Annotated in this window: 17 protein-coding genes; 1 reads left to right on the top strand and 16 read right to left on the bottom strand. The window is 71.0% G+C overall.

Going from position 1 to position 17205, the window contains the following annotated elements; all coding sequences use genetic code 11:
* Positions 1-44: 44 nt before the first annotated feature.
* The 11 genes from coaBC to pyrR form a co-directional block, all read right to left on the bottom strand.
* Positions 45-1259 (bottom strand): bifunctional phosphopantothenoylcysteine decarboxylase/phosphopantothenate--cysteine ligase CoaBC, encoded by a 1215-nt coding sequence (gene coaBC / locus ACX80U_RS09485; RefSeq protein ID WP_459268193.1) that lies wholly within the window; start codon positions 1257-1259, stop codon positions 45-47.
* 31 nt (positions 1260-1290) lie between these two features.
* Positions 1291-1551 (bottom strand): DNA-directed RNA polymerase subunit omega, encoded by a 261-nt coding sequence (gene rpoZ / locus ACX80U_RS09480; RefSeq protein ID WP_055771293.1) that lies wholly within the window; start codon positions 1549-1551, stop codon positions 1291-1293.
* Positions 1552-1593: 42 nt separating this feature from the next.
* Positions 1594-2163, bottom strand: coding sequence for a guanylate kinase (gmk, locus tag ACX80U_RS09475; RefSeq protein ID WP_459268192.1), 570 nt, complete (start codon positions 2161-2163; stop codon positions 1594-1596).
* Positions 2164-2173: 10 nt separating this feature from the next.
* Complete coding sequence (mihF, locus tag ACX80U_RS09470) at positions 2174-2512, bottom strand: integration host factor, actinobacterial type (RefSeq protein ID WP_459268191.1); 339 nt, start codon at positions 2510-2512, stop codon at positions 2174-2176.
* Positions 2513-2678: 166 nt separating this feature from the next.
* Positions 2679-3530, bottom strand: a complete 852-nt coding sequence (gene pyrF, locus ACX80U_RS09465; RefSeq protein ID WP_459268190.1) for an orotidine-5'-phosphate decarboxylase — start codon at positions 3528-3530, stop codon at positions 2679-2681.
* Positions 3520-6825 carry a carbamoyl-phosphate synthase large subunit gene (gene carB, locus ACX80U_RS09460; RefSeq protein ID WP_459268189.1) on the bottom strand — a complete coding sequence of 1102 codons (3306 nt, stop codon included), beginning with the start codon at positions 6823-6825 and terminating at the stop codon, positions 3520-3522. The genes pyrF and carB overlap by 11 nt, the downstream gene beginning before the upstream one ends.
* A complete protein-coding gene (gene carA / locus ACX80U_RS09455; protein ID WP_133080583.1) occupies positions 6825-8174 on the bottom strand; it encodes a glutamine-hydrolyzing carbamoyl-phosphate synthase small subunit in 1350 nt (449 codons plus the stop codon). Before carA ends, carB begins: the two co-directional genes overlap by 1 nt.
* Positions 8171-8719 carry a PH-like domain-containing protein gene (locus tag ACX80U_RS09450; RefSeq protein ID WP_459268188.1) on the bottom strand — a complete coding sequence of 183 codons (549 nt, stop codon included), beginning with the start codon at positions 8717-8719 and terminating at the stop codon, positions 8171-8173. Before ACX80U_RS09450 ends, carA begins: the two co-directional genes overlap by 4 nt.
* The gene (locus ACX80U_RS09445) at positions 8707-10080 is read right to left on the bottom strand and encodes a dihydroorotase (protein ID WP_459268187.1); all 1374 of its coding nucleotides are present in this window, start codon (positions 10078-10080) and stop codon (positions 8707-8709) included. Before ACX80U_RS09445 ends, ACX80U_RS09450 begins: the two co-directional genes overlap by 13 nt.
* On the bottom strand, positions 10077-11105 hold the full coding sequence (locus tag ACX80U_RS09440) for an aspartate carbamoyltransferase catalytic subunit (RefSeq protein ID WP_459268186.1): 1029 nt from the start codon (positions 11103-11105) through the stop codon (positions 10077-10079). Before ACX80U_RS09440 ends, ACX80U_RS09445 begins: the two co-directional genes overlap by 4 nt.
* Entirely contained in the window at positions 11102-11689 is a 588-nt protein-coding gene (pyrR, locus tag ACX80U_RS09435; protein WP_133080587.1) for a bifunctional pyr operon transcriptional regulator/uracil phosphoribosyltransferase PyrR, read from the bottom strand. Before pyrR ends, ACX80U_RS09440 begins: the two co-directional genes overlap by 4 nt.
* Positions 11690-11785: 96 nt before the next feature.
* Between pyrR and ACX80U_RS09430 the strand changes: the two genes are divergently transcribed.
* On the top strand, positions 11786-13096 hold the full coding sequence (locus ACX80U_RS09430; RefSeq protein ID WP_459268185.1) for a PrsW family intramembrane metalloprotease: 1311 nt from the start codon (positions 11786-11788) through the stop codon (positions 13094-13096).
* 102 nt (positions 13097-13198) lie between these two features.
* Here the strand turns inward: ACX80U_RS09430 and nusB are convergent, their stop codons facing one another.
* The 5 genes from nusB to aroC all read right to left on the bottom strand — a co-directional run bounded on the left by nusB (position 13199) and on the right by aroC (position 17192).
* Positions 13199-13609 carry a transcription antitermination factor NusB gene (nusB, locus tag ACX80U_RS09425; protein ID WP_133080589.1) on the bottom strand — a complete coding sequence of 137 codons (411 nt, stop codon included), beginning with the start codon at positions 13607-13609 and terminating at the stop codon, positions 13199-13201.
* Entirely contained in the window at positions 13606-14169 is a 564-nt protein-coding gene (gene efp, locus ACX80U_RS09420) for an elongation factor P (RefSeq protein ID WP_133080590.1), read from the bottom strand. The genes nusB and efp overlap by 4 nt, the downstream gene beginning before the upstream one ends.
* 143 nt (positions 14170-14312) lie before the next feature.
* Positions 14313-15407, bottom strand: a complete 1095-nt coding sequence (gene aroB, locus ACX80U_RS09415; RefSeq protein ID WP_459268184.1) for a 3-dehydroquinate synthase — start codon at positions 15405-15407, stop codon at positions 14313-14315.
* On the bottom strand, positions 15397-15984 hold the full coding sequence (locus tag ACX80U_RS09410; RefSeq protein WP_133080592.1) for a shikimate kinase: 588 nt from the start codon (positions 15982-15984) through the stop codon (positions 15397-15399). Before ACX80U_RS09410 ends, aroB begins: the two co-directional genes overlap by 11 nt.
* Entirely contained in the window at positions 15984-17192 is a 1209-nt protein-coding gene (gene aroC / locus ACX80U_RS09405) for a chorismate synthase (RefSeq protein WP_133080593.1), read from the bottom strand. Before aroC ends, ACX80U_RS09410 begins: the two co-directional genes overlap by 1 nt.
* Positions 17193-17205: the final 13 nt, after the last annotated feature.

Here is a 17205-nt window from a genome sequence, read left to right as displayed (position 1 = left end):
CGCCGCGATGGAACGGGCGCGGCGGACCGGAGGGCGCCCGCGCATCAGGGGGCGAGGAGCCGCGCGGCGTGCCTGATGACGGCGTCGGCGACGGCGCGCTTGGAACCCCGCACCGGAGCGGACTCGGTGCCGTCGGCGCCCAGGATCGTGACGGCGTTGGAATCCTCGCCGAAGACGAGGTCAGAGCCGACGACGTTGAGGACGAGGAAGTCGCAGCCCTTCCGCGCGAGCTTGGCCCGGGCGTGCGTCAGCGGATCGGCCGTCGCGTCTCCCGTCTCGGCGGCGAATCCGGCGATCACGAGCGGCTCCGAGCGCCCCTCCCGCGCGAGCACGGCCTCGCGGAGGACGTCGGGGTTGCGGACGAGGGTGATCACGGGATCCGAGCCGTCGTCGCGCTTCTTGATCTTGGTGGCGACGACCTCGGCGGGCCGGAAGTCCGCCACGGCAGCGGCCATCACGAGGACGTCCGTTGCGGGCAGGGCCTCGAGGACGGCGTCGCGCAGCTGCAGCGCGGACTCGACCCGTACGACGTCGCACCCGGGCGGCGGGGCGACCTCGGCGTGAGCGAGGACGAGAGTCACGTGTGCACCCTGCGCGAGCGCCGCTTCGGCGAGGGCCATACCCTGCTTGCCGGACGAGCGGTTGCCGAGGAAGCGCACGGGATCGAGGGCCTCCCGGGTGCCTCCGGCGGAGATGGTCACGCGCCTGCCCCGCAGCGGACCGGAGCCCCCGCTGCGGGCGACGGCGTCCATCGCCGCCGCGAAGATGTCGGCGGGCTCGGGAAGCCGGCCGGGACCCGAGTCCGCACCGGTGAGTCGACCGGAGGCCGGCTCCATGACGGTGACGCCGCGCGAGCGGAGGGTGGCGACGTTCGCCCGGGTGGCCGCGTGCTGCCACATCTCGGTGTGCATCGCCGGGGCCAGGAAGACGGGCCCGTGCGCCATGAGGAGCGTGCCGGTCAGGAGGTCGTTGGCCAGGCCCGCGGCGGCGCGCGCGAGGACGTCCGCGGTGGCGGGGGCGACGACGATGAGGTCGGCCTCGTGGCCGAGCCGTACGTGGTTGACCTTGTCGACGTCGTCCCAGACGCTGTTGCTCACCGTTTTGCCCGAGAGGGCCTCCCAGGTGGCGGTCCCGACGAAGCGGATGGCGGCGTCGGTCGGGATGACGGTGACGTCATGCCCGGACTCCGTGAAAAGACGGAGGAGGGATGCTGCCTTGTAGGCCGCGATCCCTCCTCCGACACCAAGTACTATGCGCACCGGTCGTCCGTGGCCTGCTTCGGGGGCCGGACTATTCGGACTGTTCCATGGGCGAGGACACGAGCATGCCCTCGTTGATCTCCCGCAGTGCGATGGAGAGGGGCTTCTCGTTCAGCTTCGTGTCGACGAGGGGGCCGACGTACTCGAAGAGCCCCTCGTGGAGCTGGGAGTAGTACGCGTTGATCTGGCGGGCGCGCTTGGCGCCGTAGATCACGAGGGCGTACTTCGAGTCCGAGGCCTCCAGCAGAGAGTCGATCGGCGGGTTGATGATGCCTTCGGGCTGAGTTGACACAAAATCTCCAAATATTAGGCGGAACGGCTGCTGCGGGGCTTCTCAGCGCTGCAGCGGACGCAGTCCCATCAGTGATACGAGCTCGTCTGCCGCATGCTCCACGGAGTCGTTGACGACGGTGTGGTTGAATTCCGGCTCGGCGGCAAGTTCCAGTTTAGCGGTTTCCAGCCGTTGCTGCTGTTCCTCGGGCGTTTCGGTGCCGCGGCCCACGAGGCGGCGCACCATCTCGTCCCAGCTCGGCGGGGCGAGGAAGACGAAGTTGGCCTCCGGCATGCTCTCCTTGACCTGCCGCGCGCCCTGCAGGTCGATCTCGAGGAGCACCGTGCGGCCCTCGTCCATCGCGGCCTGGACCGTGCGGCGCAGCGTCCCGTAGCGGTTGCGGCCATGGACCACGGCCCACTCCAGCAGCTGACCGTCGGCGATGAGCGAGTCGAACTCCTCGGGCGCGACGAAGAAGTAGTGCACGCCGTCCACCTCGCCGGGTCGCGGCGGGCGCGTGGTCGCGGAGACGGAGAGCCACACCTCGGGGTAGTTGTCCCGGATGTAGGTCGAGACGGTTCCCTTGCCGACCGCCGTCGGGCCGGCGAGGACAGTCAACCTGGGCTGCAACACAAACGCTTCCTTACTTGCTGGCCGAGCCAGAATGATGGTGTTCGAGGTATGAGACGAGAGCCGTGCGCTGGTGGATGCCGAGGCCTCGCACGCGACGTGTCGCGGCGATCCCGACGTCCGCCATGATCGCCGCCGCCCGGACGTCCCCGACGCCGGGCAGTGCCTTGAGGAGATCCAGGACCCGGAGGCGGCCCACGGCGTCCTCGCCGCCGGAATTCTCGATCACGTCCGCCACTGAGAGCTTACCGGTCTTCAGTCGGGCCTTGATGTCCGCCCGCACCGCCCGTGCCGCCGTCGCCTTCTCGCGTGCCCGCGTTCGCTCGACGTCCGTCAATGGCTTGAGGCTCACGGGTGCTCCCTGCGCTGGACGCCGCCCTGCAGGACGGCGACCGCTCGTCGGATGGATCGCCCGAGGAGGACTCGGGCCGGGACGGAGGTCGAACGGGACCGGCACGGGGTCGGTCCGGAACCGAACCTACCGGGCGCACCCGTCCGAAATCAATGCGCGCCCCGGCTCACCGGAGCCCGTCGCGCGTCCGCTCGGCGGCGGAGCGCAGGTCCCCGCCGTCGGGCCCGGCGGCCAGGATGGCGCGGCTCGACGTGGGGAGCACGAACGGCAGGGCCGACCCGAATGCGGCGGCGAGTTCCTCCTGCCCCGCACCCTGGGCGCCCACCCCGGGCGCGAGGATCGGGCCGTTGAGTGAGTCCAGGTCCAGGCCGAGCCGGTGTGCCGCGTCGCCGATCGTCGCCCCGACGACGAGCCCGACGGATCCGGGACCGGGGCCGACGTTCTCGGCTGCGGCGGCGCGGGCGATGGACCGCGCCACGGACTCCTCCCCGCCGGCATGCTGCACGGTGCGGCCCTCCGGGTTCGAGGTCAGCGCGAGGACGAACACGCCGCGGCCCGTGGCCGCCGCGAGATCGAGCGCGGGACGGAGCGACTCGAAGCCCAGGTAGGGGTTGAGCGTGACGGCGTCGGCGGCGAGGGGCCGGCCCTCCCCCAGCCACGCCTCCGCGTACGCCTGCATGGTCGAGCCGATGTCGCCGCGCTTCGCGTCGGCGATGGTCAGGACGTCGGCCTCCGCTGCGCGCACCAGGAGCGTCTCGAGGACGGCGAGTCCGCGTGCCCCGTGGCGCTCGTAGAGGGCCACCTGGGGTTTCACGGCCGCCGCCACGGGCCCGACGGCGTCGAGCACCGCGAGCGAGAACCGTTCGAGGCCGCCCGGCGAGTCCTCGAGCCCCCAGGCACCCAGCAGGGCGGGGTGGGGGTCGATGCCGACGCAGAGGCTGCCCCTGGCGGCGCGGGCCACGGCGAGCCGCTCCCCGAAGGGGGCGCGGCGCGCGGCGGCGCCGGCCTCAGGAGGCATCGCGGGCCTCGGTGGAGGCACGCAGGTTCGCCGCGTGTTCCTGCAGGCTCGTGACGGACCACTCGTAGGAACGCATGGCCTCGATCGCCTGGACGGCGGCCCCCACCTCGGGGATGGTGGTGATGACCGGCAGCCCGTAGGAGGTCGCGGCCGCCCGGATCTCGTAGCCGTCTCCGCGCGCCTGGCCGCCCGAGGGCGTGTTGATGATCATGTCGATGCCGCCCTCGGTGATGAGGTCGACGACGGTGCCCCGGCCCTCGCCCGCTCCCTCGGCGACCTTGCGGACCGTGGTCGCCTGGATGCCGTTACGGCGGAGGACGTCCGCGGTGCCGCCGGTCGAGACGATCTCGAAGCCGAGGTCCACGAGGCGCTTGACCGGCATGATGATCGAGCGCTTGTCGCGGTTCGCCACCGACACGAAGACCTTGCCGCTGACGGGCAGGGCCGCGTTGGCCGCGGCCTGGCTCTTGGCGAAGGCGGTGTCGAAGTACTTGTCGATCCCCATGACCTCGCCCGTCGAACGCATCTCCGGGCCCAGCAGCGAGTCCACCACGGTGCCCTCCGGCGTGCGGAAGCGGCTGAACGGCAGGACGGCCTCCTTGACGGACACCGGGGCGTCCAGCGGGAGGGATCCGCCGTCGCCCCGCGCGGGCAGCAGGCCCCGCGTGCGGAGCTCGGCGACCGTGACCCCGGTCCCGATGAGCGCGGCGCCCTTGGCGAGCTGCACGCCCGTGGCCTTCGACACGAAGGGCACGGTCCGCGAGGCGCGGGGGTTCGCTTCGAGGACGTAGAGCACGTCCGAGGCGAGGGCGAACTGGATGTTGATGAGTCCGCGGACGCCGACCCCTTCGGCGATGGCTATCGTCGCCTCGCGGACGCGCTGCAGGACGTCGGCGCCGAGGGTGATGGGCGGCAGCACGCACGCCGAGTCGCCGGAGTGGATCCCGGCCTCCTCGATGTGCTCCATGATCCCGCCGAGGTACATCTCCGTGCCGTCGTACAGGGCGTCGACGTCGATCTCGATGGCGTCCTCGAGGAAGCGGTCGATCAGCACGGGATGCGCCTCGGTGATCTCCGTGGCGTTCGTGATGTAGCGGGAGAGGTTGGCCTCGTCGTAGACGATCTCCATGCCGCGGCCGCCCAGCACGTAGGAGGGGCGGACGAGGACGGGGTAGCCGATGTCGTCGGCGATCGTCCTGGCGTCCTCGAAGGACACCGCGGTGCCGTTCTTCGGCGCGATGAGCCCGCCCGCGTCGAGGACGCGGCTGAAGGCCCCGCGGTGCTCGGCGAGGTCGATGGCCTCCGGCGAGGTGCCGAGGATCGGGATGCCGGCGTCGGCCAGTTCCTGGGCGAGCTTGAGCGGTGTCTGGCCGCCGAGCTGCACGAACACGCCGAGCACGCCACCGGTACGCTGCTCCGCGGCGATGACCTCCAGGACGTCCTCGAGGGTCAGCGGCTCGAAGTACAGGCGCGTGGAGATGTCGTAGTCGGTGGAGACCGTCTCGGGATTGCAGTTGACCATCACGGTCTCGTAGCCGGCCTCGCGCAGCGCCATGGTGGCGTGGACGCACGAGTAGTCGAACTCGATCCCCTGGCCGATCCGGTTGGGTCCGGAGCCGAGGATGATGACCGAAGGCTTCTCGTGCTGCTCCACCTCGTCCTCCTCGTCGTAGGACGAGTAGTGGTACGGCGTGTAGGCCGCGAACTCCGCGGCGCACGTGTCCACCGTCTTGAAGACCGGGCGGATGCCGAGGGCGTGCCGGACACCGCGTACGACGGCGTCGGGGGTGGAGGTCAGCAGCCCGATCTGCTCGTCGGAGAAGCCGTGGCGCTTGGCGTGCCGCAGCACGTCCTCCGTCAGGTTCGGCGCCGAGCGCACCTCCTCGGCCACCTCGTTGAGGAGCACGAGCTGGTCGAGGAACCACGGGTCGATCCCGGTGGCCTCGTACAGCCGCTCCACGCTCGCGCCGCCGAGCAGCGCGCGCTGCACCTGCGAGAGTCGTTCGGTGGTGGGGCGCTTCGCAGCCTCGACGAGGGCGTCGACGTCCTCGACCGCGACCGGGGCGAAGGACAGCTGGGAGCCCTTCTGCTCGAGCGAGCGGAGCGCCTTCTGGAGCGCCTCGGTGAAGTTGCGGCCCATCGCCATCGCCTCGCCGACGGACTTCATGGTGGTGGTGAGCGTGGGGTCGGCGGCCGGGAACTTCTCGAATGCGAACCGCGGGACCTTGACCACCACGTAGTCGAGCGTCGGCTCGAACGAGGCCGGGGTCTTCAGGGTGATGTCGTTCGGGATCTCGTCGAGCGTGTAGCCGAGGGACAGCTTCGTCGCGATCTTGGCGATCGCGAAGCCCGTGGCCTTCGACGCCAGCGCGGAGGACCGCGACACGCGCGGGTTCATCTCGATGACGACGACGCGCCCGGTGTCCGGCTCGACGGCGAACTGGATGTTGCAGCCGCCCGTGTCGACGCCGACCTCACGGATGACGGCGATGGAGATGTCGCGGAGGCGCTGGTACTCCCGGTCGGTGAGGGTCAGGGCCGGCGCCACGGTGATGGAGTCGCCGGTGTGCACGCCGACGGGATCGAAGTTCTCGATGGAGCAGACGACCACGACGTTGTCGTTCTTGTCGCGCATCATCTCGAGCTCGTACTCCTTCCAGCCGAGGATGCTCTCCTCGAGCAGGACCTCGCTCGTGGGGCTGTACTGCAGGCCCTGGCCGACGATCCGGCGCAGGTCCTGCTCCGTGTACGCGAGTCCGGACCCGAGGCCGCCCATCGTGAACGAGGGACGGACGACCATCGGGTAGCCCAGGTCCTCCGCCGCCACGAGGGCCTCGTCGATCGAGTGGATGATGGCGGAGCGGGCGGACTCGGCACCGCAGCGCTCGACGACGCCCTTGAACTTCTCGCGGTCCTCGCCGAGCTCGATGGCGGCGATGTTCGCCCCGATCAGCTCGACGCCGAACTTCTCCAGGACGCCGTTCTTGTCGAGGGCGATGGCCGTGTTCAGCGCCGTCTGCCCGCCGAGGGTCGGCAGCAGGGCGTCCGGCCGCTCCTTCTCGATGATCTTCGCGACGACGTCGGGCGTGATCGGCTCCACGTAGGTGGCGTCCGCGAACTCGGGGTCGGTCATGATCGTGGCGGGGTTCGAGTTCACGAGGATGACGCGCAGGCCCTCCTCGCGCAGGACGCGCAGCGCCTGGGTTCCCGAGTAGTCGAATTCGGCGGCCTGGCCGATGACGATCGGCCCTGAGCCGATGACCAGGACGCTCTTGAGGTCGGTTCTGCGGGGCATCAGTTCTCTTCCTGCGTGGTGCTGCTCTGTTCTGCGGGGCTGTGCCGGGGCTGCGTGCCCGTCACCTTGGATCCGTGCGTGCCGAGTTCTGCGGCGGCCGCACGCTCGAGCGCCTCCGACTCGGAGGGGGCATCGAGGGCCGACGCCGCGCGGGCGTCGCCCGAGCCCGCGCGTTCCTTCTCGGTCTGCATGAGGTCGATGAAGCGGTCGAAGAGGTAGGCGGAGTCGTGGGGACCCGCCGCCGCCTCGGGGTGGTACTGGACGGAGAACGCGGGCAGGTCCAGGCACGCGAGGCCCTCGACGACGTCGTCGTTCAGGCTGACGTGGCTGACCTCGACGCGGCCGTAGCGTCCGGCGGGCGCCTCGACGGGGCCGTCGAGGGGCGCGTCGACCGCGAAGCCGTGGTTCTGCGACGTGATCTCCACCTTGCCGGTGCGGCGGTCCAGGACCGGCTGGTTGATGCCGCGGTGGCCGTAGCGGAGCTTGTACGTCCCGAAGCCGAGGGCGCGTCCGAGGATCTGGTTGCCGAAGCAAATGCCGAAGAACGGCATCCGCTCATCGAGCACGCGCCGGAGGAGGTCCACCTGCGCGTCCGCGGTGGCCGGATCACCCGGGCCGTTGGACATGAACACGCCGTCGGGCCGCGCGGCCGCGATGTCGTCGAAGGTCGCGCCGGCCGGCAGGACGACAGTGCGTACGCCGCGCTGCGCGAAGTGCTTGGGCGTCATGGCCTTGATGCCGAGATCCAGCGCGGCGATCGTCGCCACCGTCTCGCCTGTCCAGCCGTGGTCGGCCGGCTCGACGACGTACGCGGCGTCGATGCTGACCTCGTCGGCCAGGCGCGCGCCCGCCATGGACGGCTGGGCGACGACCTGCTCGAGCAGCCGGCCCTCCGGCTGCGAGGCGTCCTCGCCGGAGAAGATCCCGGCACGCATGGCCCCGCGCTCGCGCAGGTGGCGGGTGATGGCGCGCGTGTCGACGCCCTCGATCCCGACGACGCCCTGCTCGCGCAGCTGGTCGTCGAGGCTCTGCTCGGAGCGCCAGTTCGACGGGCGGCGTGCGGCGTCGCGGATGATGTACCCGGCCACCCAGATCCGCCGGGACTCGGCGTCGTCGGCGTTGACCCCGGTGTTGCCGATGTGGGGCGCCGTCTGGACCACCAGCTGGCGCGCGTAGGAGGGGTCGGTGATGGTCTCCTGGTAGCCGGTCATGCCGGTGGCGAAGACGGCCTCGCCGAGGGCGGTGCCCTCGGCGCCGTAGGCGCGGCCGCGGAAGGTCCGCCCGTCCTCGAGGACGAGCACCGCGGGTGCCTTCCGATGGACCGGTGCCTTGGATTGGACGGTGCTCACAGCTGTTCCCTGCCTTCGGGGGTCGGTGGAGTTCGGTGGTGGGTCGTAGCGGGGGGTGGGGCCGGCACGAGCGCCGCGATGGCTGCGACGAGCTGGGCCTTGGAGGCGGCATGGCGGGTCCGGAAGCCCGTATCGACCCGCTCGGTGCCGAGGAGCCAGGTGATCACGACCAGGCCCTCCTTCTCGACGAACTTGCCGGTCATGCCGCTGGCGAGGTGGACCGACGTGAGGTCGGTGCGCGGGATGTACACGGAGCGTGCACCCCTGCGCGTGATCAGGACACCGGCGGCGTACACGGTGGCGACGGCGTTGCCCCGCAGGCCCAGCCCGTGCACCGCGATGCGGTCGAGCCAGTCCCCCGCCGTCGTCGTCGCGACGTACTGGCCCTCGGCCTCGTAGAGTACGGGGCCGGGATCGGCGGGAGCTTCCGGGGGTTCCGCGACGTCCGCCTGGCGGCGGAGCCGGTTGCGCCAGCCGAGGGCCATCAGGGCGACGACGACGACGATGATGCCGACGGCGAGGGCCACCCAGCCTAGATACTCCATGCCCGCGCCTCCTGGGTCGTCGCAGGTCCCGCGGCCGGCCGGGGCGTGGCCAGGCGTCCGTCGAGCACCGTGGGGTGGCCGCCGTAGAACGTGGCCCGCACGCTGCCGGGCAGCTCGAGGCCGCGGAAGGGGCTGTTGCGGCCCTTCGTGGCCATGGTCGCGGGATCGACCGTCCACCGCGCGGCGGGATCGACGAGGATCAGGTTCGCGGGCTCGCCGGTCGCCAGGGGACGGCCCTGGTGGGCGAGGCGGCCGATCCGGGCAGGGGCGACCGACGTGACCCGGGCGAAGCCCTCCCAGTCGAGCAGGCCGGTCTCCACCATCGTGTGCTGCACCACCGACAGGGCGGTCTCGAGGCCGGTCATGCCCATCGCGGCCTGGGCCCACTCGCACTCCTTGTGCTCGCTCGGGTGCGGGGCGTGGTCCGTGCCGACGACATCGATGGTGCCGTCGGCGAGGGCGGCCCGCAGGGCGTGGACGTCGCCGGAGGTGCGCAGCGGCGGATTGACCTTGTAGACCGGGTCGTAGCTGCGGACGAGTTCATCCGTGAGGAGCAGGTGGTGCGGCGTGACCTCGGCGGTGACGTCGATGCCGCGTGCCTTGGCCCAGCGGATGATCTCCACCGACCCCGCGGTGGACACGTGGCAGACGTGCAGCCTCGACCCGACGTGCTGGGCGAGCAGGACGTCACGGGCGATGATGCTCTCCTCCGCGACGGCGGGCCAGCCGGTGAGCCCGAGGACCGCCGAGACGTCGCCCTCGTTCATCTGGGCACCCTCGGTGAGCCGCGGCTCCTGGGCGTGCTGTGCGATGACGCCGTCGAAGGCCTTGACGTACTCGAGCGCCCGGCGCATGAGCACCGGATCGGAGACGCAGACGCCGTCGTCGGAGAAGACCCGGACCGACGCGCGGGACTCCGCCATCGCCCCGAGTTCCGCGAGCCGTTCCCCGCCGAGACCCACGGTCACGGCGCCCACCGGGCGGACCTCCACCCAGCCCGAGGCGAGGCCGAGGCGGTACACCTGCTCCACGACACCCGCGGTGTCGGCCACGGGCGAGCTGTTGGCCATGGCGTGGACCGCCGTGAAGCCACCCAGTGCGGCAGCGCGCGATCCGGTCTCGACGGTCTCGGCGTCCTCCCGGCCCGGCTCGCGCAGATGCGTGTGGAGGTCCACCATGCCGGGCAGGGCCACGAGGCCCTCGGCGTCGATGGTGATCGCGGCCGCCGAGGCGTCAGCCGCCGCGGACGGCCCGACGGCGGCGAGAACGCCGTCGCGGACCAGCAGGTCCTCCGGGGCGCCGCCTGCGATCGAGGCGCCCACGATGAGGTATTCGGGCAGAGTGCTGGTGTTCGTCGTCACTTGATGCGGCCTTCCGGCGTCGTGGCGGGCAGTTCGTCGTGCATCTCGCCGTCCTGCTCGTCGTGGTGGTCGCCCGAGAGCAGCAGGTAGAGCGCCGCCATGCGCACGGACACCCCGTTGCGGACCTGGGCGAGCACCGTGGAGCGGGGCGAGTCGGCCGCGGCGGAGGAGATCTCGAGCCCGCGGTTCATGGGTCCGGGGTGCATGATGACCGTGTCGTGCAGGCCCATCGTGTCGAGCAGCGCGAGGCGTCCGTCGTCGAAGCCCCAGCGCCGCGAGTACTCGCGTGTCGACGGGAAGAACGCGGCGTTCATGCGCTCCGCCTGCAGGCGGAGCATCATGACGGCGTCGGGGCGCTGCGCAAGGGCGTCGTCGAGGTTGTAGTACACCGTGCAGGGCCAGGAACCGACGCCGACGGGCAGCAGCGTGGGCGGGCCCGCGAGCAGGACCTCCGCACCCAGGGTCGTCAGGAGCCACACGTTGGAGCGGGCCACCCGGGAGTGGAGGACGTCACCGACGATCAGGACCTTCATCCCGGCGAGCGTGGTGCCGGCCGAGGGGCCGCCGCCGATCCGGGCCCAGTGGCGGCGCAGGGTGAACGCGTCGAGCAGTGCCTGGGTGGGGTGTTCGTGGGTCCCGTCGCCGGCGTTGACCACGGCCGCGTCGATCCAGCCCGACGCGGCGAGGCGGGCCGGTGCCCCGGACGCCGGGTGGCGGATGACGACGGCGTCCGCGCTCATCGCCTCGAGGGTCTGGGCCGTGTCCTTCAGGGATTCCCCCTTCGACACGGAGGAGCCCTTCGCCGCGAAGTTGATGACGTCCGCGGACAGGCGCTTGGCCGCGGCCTCGAAGGAGATGCGCGTGCGCGTGGAGTCCTCGAAGAAGAGGTTCACCACGGTGCGTCCGCGCAGGGCCGGGAGCTTCTTGATCTCCCGCTCCCCCACGGCGGACATCTCCTCGGCGACATCCAGCAGGCGCAGGGCGTTCCTCGCGGAGAGGTCCTGGGTGCTGAGCAGGTGCTTCACGCGCGGTCCTCGATGACGACCTCGTTCACCGCGGAACCCCCGATCAGGTCGATCTCCGCGAGGTGGACCCGCACGCGCTCGCGGGAGGACGTCGGGAGGTTCTTGCCGACGTGGTCGGCGCGGATGGGCAGTTCCCGGTGCCCGCGGTCCACGAGGACCGCGAGGCGCACGATGCGCGGGCGTCCGAGATCCGCGAGGGCGTCGAGGGCCGCACGGATGGTGCGTCCCGAGTACAGGACGTCGTCGACCAGCACCACGACCTTGTCGTCGATGCCCGACGGCGGGAGCTGGGTGGCGAGCGGCGAGCGGGTGGGATTGCGCTGGAGGTCGTCACGGTACAGGGTGACGTCGAGCTGTCCCGTGATGAGATCCGCGTCGACGGACGGGTCGACGGCCGCGATCTTCTGGGCGAGCCGCTGCGCCAGGGGGAAACCCCTGCGCGGGATGCCGAGGAGGACGAGATCACGCGGCCCCTTGTTCGCCTCGAGGATCTCATGGGCGATGCGCGTGAGAGCACGGTCGATGTCTGCTTCTGCGAGAACGACGCGCTTGTGGATGCCGGTTTCCGAGGCAGGCACGTTCATAACACGCTTCCTCCTTCCCCGCCTCACTGGACGGAATTTAAAGGCTGGTTGCACCGTCAAAACTATCACAGCGCCGCTTGCCCCTAGGGTTGCACCATGGCGAGAAACGATTCCGGAGCAGGCGCGGGCGGCCCGCGGTGGAACGGTCCCGGGGGCGTGGACCACCACCCCGACGGCCACCATCGACCGCGGCAGCAGCCGCAGCAGCTGCAGGGCTGGTGGGGCGCGACCACGGTACGGCACCACCGTCCGGCGCCCGCCCGCACTGCAGGGCACCCCTTCCAGCCCGTCTGGAACCAGCCTCCCCCGCGCCGCCACGGCGTGCTCAACGTGCTCCTCGTGATCGTCGCGGCCCTCGTCGTGGCAGGCGTCCTGCTCCTGCTCTCCCTGTCGCTGGGTCCGTCCGCGTTCCTGCTCTGCGGCATCCTCGCCCTCGTGCCGCTGGGCATCTGCCTGCTGGGCCTGCGCTGGATCGACCGGTGGGATCCCGAACCGCGCGGCGCCCTGCTCTTCGCGTTCCTCTGGGGTGCCGGCACCTCCGTCGTCGTGACGCTGCTGCTCGGCACCTATGTCGTGGAACTGCTGGTCAGCGCGCTCGGCACCAGCTCACCGGAGGTGATCGGGCCGGTGCTGCAGGCGCCGCTGGTCGAGGAGTTCGCCAAGGGGCTCGGCGTGCTGATCCTCGTCTACACGCGTCGTAGCCATTTCGACGGCCCCGTGGACGGCATCGTCTACGCCGGGACGGTGGCGGCGGGCTTCGCGTTCACGGAGAACATCCTGTACTTCGGTTCCGCCGTGGCGGAGTCGGGGAACGCCGGCGCGCTGGTGGGCGTCTTCATCCTGCGCGGCCTGTTCTCGCCCTTCGCCCACGTCATGTTCACCTCGCTGCTCGGCTTCGTCCTCGGGTTCGCGCTGAGCCGTGGCGGCGGGAACGCCCGGATCCTCGGGGCCTTCGTCCTCGGCCTCCTCCCGGCGATCGCGGGGCACATGCTGTGGAACGGCGGTACCCTCGTGCTGTTCAACGATTTCTTCCTGTTCTACCTCGTGGTCCAGGTGCCGCTGTTCGTCGCCGCGGTGATCTCCGTCGTCCTCCTGCGCCGCTCCGAGCGCCGCCTGACCGAGGCACGGCTCGGCGACTACGCCCGGGCCGGCTGGTTCACGCCCGAGGAGGTGCGGATGCTGGCGACGCGCCCGGGCCGGTCGCAGGCGCTCGCCTGGGCGCAGTCCGTGGGCGCCGAGCGGGACATGCGCGCGTTCATCCGCACCGGATCGCGGATCGCCTACACGCGGCAGCGCATGCTGGGCGGACGGCGCGACGCCGACTACGCCGCCGAGGAACGCAGGCTCCTGGACGACGCCACGCAGCGGCGCGCGCGGATCTTCCAGCTGGCATCGGCCGCCCGCTGACGCGCACCCGCACGCTCCGGGCCGGGAACGCGGGAAGCTCCCGTCGACGGCCCGGAGGGCGATCAGCGGGAGCTTCCGGTGGCGGAGGATCCGTCGGCGGAGCTACGCGAGCAGGGTCGGCTTGAGCTGCTGCAGCCGGCCGAGGAGGCCGTTGACGAACTTCGGCGACTCGTCGGTGGAGAGGACCTTGGCGAGCTCCACGGCCTCGCTCACCGCGACGCCGTCGGGGACGTCGTCGTTGTACAGCAGTTCCCAGCTGCCGATCCGCAGGATCATGAGGTCCACCGCGGGCATGCGGTCGAGCGTCCAGCCCTGGGAGTAGGTGCTGAGGAACTCGTCGATCTGCTCCTGGTGCTCGAGGACGCCCTCGACGATGTCCACCGTGTAGTCGGCGATGACCATGTCCGTCTTCTCGCGGCGTGCGCGGATGACCTCGAGGGCAGGTATTTCGCGCTGCGTCGATTCGAAGAGGATGTCGAGGGCCCGGCGTCGGGCCTTACTGCGGGCGCTCACTCGTTGACGCGTCCCAGGTACTCGCCGGTCCGGGTGTCGACCTTGACCTTGGTGCCGTTTCCCAAGAACAGCGGGACCTGGATCTCGTGGCCGGTCTCGACCGTCGCGGGCTTGGTGCCGCCGGTCGAGCGGTCGCCCTGCAGGCCCGGCTCGGTGTAGGTGATCTCCAGCGTGACGGACGCGGGGAGCTCGACGTAGAGCGGTGAGCCCTCGTGCATGGCGATGGTGGCCATCTGGCTCTCGAGCATGAAGTTCGCGGCGTTGCCGACCACCTTGCCGGGCACGGTGATCTGGTCGTAGTCCGTGGTGTCCATGAAGACGAAGTCCTCGCCGTCCTTGTACAGGTACTGGTAGTCGCGGCGGTCCACGGTGGCCGTCTCGATCTTGAGGCCTGCGTTGAAGGTCTTGTCGACCACCTTGCCGGAGAGGATGTTGCGGAGCTTGGTGCGGACGAATGCTCCACCCTTGCCGGGCTTGACGTGCTGGAATTCGAGGACGTTCCAGAGGTTGCCCTCGAGTTTCAGCACAGTGCCGTTCTTGATGTCGTTCGTGGTCGCCACAGATTCACTTTCGTCGGTTTCGCGGATGGATGGGCCGGCCGAGGCACAGCGGGCGCGCGGAGTCGCGCCAAAAGTCCAGAAGCCAGTCTACCCCGCGCGGCGCGGCGGGCTCCCGTGGCCGTGCGGAGGACCGTCGCCGCCGCTCAGGAGGCGATCTCCTGATAGGCGGCGAAGAGCAGGGAGGTGTCGGGGACCTCGAGCATGCCGGGCCGGCCGATGCCGTCGAGCACGACGAAGCGGAGGAGGTCGCCACGGGACTTCTTGTCGCGGCGCATCCCGTCGAGGAGGGACGCCCAGCGGTCCCGGCGGTAGGTCACGGGGAGCCCGAGGGATTCGAGGATGGCCCTGTGGCGGTCGGCGTCCGCGTCGCTGAGCCGCCCCACCATCCGGGAGAGTTCGGCCGCGAAGACCAGGCCCACCGACACCGCGGCGCCATGGCGCCAGGAGTACCGCTCGGCGAGCTCGATGGCGTGCCCGAGGGTGTGGCCGTAGTTGAGGTACTCACGGCGGCCCGTGTCGCGCAGGTCCTCCGAGACGACGTCGGCCTTCACCCGGATGGCGCGTTCCACGAGCTCGCGCAGCACCGGCGATGCCGCGTCCGTGGCGGCCGCGGTGTCCTGCTCGATCAGGTCGAGGATGACGGGGTCCGCGATGAAGCCGCACTTGACCACTTCCGCGAGCCCGGTCACGAGCTCGTTCTTCGGCAGCGTGCCCAGGGCGTCCAGGTCGGCGAGGACCGCCGCCGGCGGGTGGAAGGCGCCCACGAGGTTCTTCCCCTCGGCCGTGTTGATGCCCGTCTTGCCGCCGACAGCGGCGTCCACCATCCCGAGGAGGCTCGTGGGAAGGTGCACCACCCGCACGCCGCGCAGCCAGGTGGCTGCGACGAACCCGCCGAGGTCCGTCACCGCTCCGCCACCTACCGTGACGACGGCGTCGGAGCGGGTGAAGTCGTTCTGGCCGAGCACCTGCCAGCAGAAGGCGGCCACCTGGATGTGCTTGCCCTCCTCGGCGTCCGGGATCTCGGCCGTCACGGCCGTGAAGCCGGCATCGGCGAGTTCGGCGCGCACGGTGTCTCCCGTGGCGCGCAGGGCACGCGGGTGGATGACCAGCACGCGGCGCACCCGCTCCCCGAGGATCGCCGGCAGGCGGCCCAGCAGTCCCCGTCCCACGACGACGTCGTAGGTGTTCTCGGGAGTGCTGCCGGTCACCGGGATGATGGTCGCGTCGTCAGTCGACATGGGGTTGCGTCCCGCTTTCGTCGTTCGGGTGGATGATCTGTGCCGGGACGACGTCACGGTCGGCCCGGTGGTCTCGGGGCAGTTCCTGCAGCACTGCGTCGGCGACGGCGCGCACCGAGCGGCCGCGCGTGTCGATGGTGATCGACGCGAGGGAGGCGTAGGTGGGACGGCGCTGCGCGTAGAGCTCCTGCCAGCGCTCGGCCGGACTCCCCGCGAGGAGGGGACGGGCTGTGTCCGCGCTGATGCGGGGCAGGACGGTGTCGATGTCGGTGTCGAGGAACACCACGGTGGCATCGGCGAGCAGCGCACGGGTCCGCGGATGGAGCACAGCTCCGCCACCGAGGGAGACGACGGCGTCGTCGGTCCTCAGGGCCTCGCCCACCACGTCGGCCTCGATGCTCCGGAAGAACTGCTCACCCTCGCGGGCGAAGAGGGAGCCGATACTGCCGTGCCGTTCGACGATCACGCGGTCCGAGTCGATGAAGGGGACGTGCAGGCGCTGCGCGAGTGCGCGCCCCACCGCCGACTTGCCCGATGCCATGGGCCCGATGAGCACCAGGCGCGAACGGGTCTCCATCACACGCCGGCGGAGTCCAGGAACTCCGGGATGTTCTCGAGGTAGCTCTGCAGGTTGCGGGCGGTCTCCGCGAGGGAGTCGCCGCCGAACTTCTCGGTGACCGCCTCGGCCAGCACCAGCGCGGTCATGGCCTCGGCGACCACTCCCGCCGCCGGCACGGCGCACACGTCGGAGCGCTGGTGGTGGGCCCGGGCGGCGGCACCCGTGCTCACGTCCACCGTGCGCAGTGCGCGCGGAACCGTGGCGATGGGCTTCATCGCGGCGCGGACGCGGAGTGCGTCGCCGATGCTCATGCCGCCCTCGATGCCGCCCGCGCGGTTGCTGACACGGACGATCTTGCCGTCCTCGTTCCGGACGATCTCGTCGTGTGCGGCGGTTCCGCGGCGCGCGGCGGTCTCGAACCCGTCGCCCACCTCGACGCCCTTGATGGCCTGGATCCCCATGAGGGCGGCAGCGAGGCGCGAGTCGAGCCGGCGGTCCCAGTGGACGTAGCTCCCGAGTCCCGGCGGCAGGCCGTAGGCGACCACCTCGACGACTCCCCCGAGGGTCTCGCCCTCCTTGTGCGCGGCGTCGACCTCGGCCACCATCGCGTCCGAGGTGTCCCGGTGGAAGCACCGCAGCGGGTCGGTGTCGAGCGCGATGACGTCGTTCGGACCGGGCAGGGGCGCGTCCTCGGGGACGGACACGGAGGCGATGGACACCGTGTGGCTGACCAGCCGGATGCCGAGGCCCTCGAGGAACTTCGCGGCCACCGTGCCGAGGGCCACGCGCGTGGCGGTCTCGCGGGCACTCGCGCGCTCGAGGACGGGGCGAGCCTCGTCGAAACCGTACTTCTGCATGCCCGTGAAGTCCGCGTGCCCCGGCCGGGGCCGGGTGAGGGGTGCGTTGCGTGCCGAGGCGGCGAGTTCGGCGGCGTCCTCCTCGCCGAGCGGATCCGCGGACATGATCTTCTCCCACTTGGGCCACTCGGTGTTGGCGACCTCGATGGCCACGGGTCCGCCCTGCGTGAGGCCGTGGCGCACGCCGCCGAGGATGCGGACGGAGTCCTGCTCGAACTTCATGCGGGCTCCGCGCCCGTAGCCGAGGCGGCGGCGGGCCAGTGCTTCCTGGATGTCGGTACTCGTGATGCCCACTCCCGCGGGCATGCCCTCGATGATCCCGACCACGGCGGGGCCGTGCGATTCTCCTGCCGTCAACCAACGCAACATGGTTTCCATACTG

It is taken from the genome of Arthrobacter sp. TmT3-37 (genome assembly GCF_054510835.1).
This window is presented reverse-complemented; position numbering and strand designations above follow the sequence as displayed.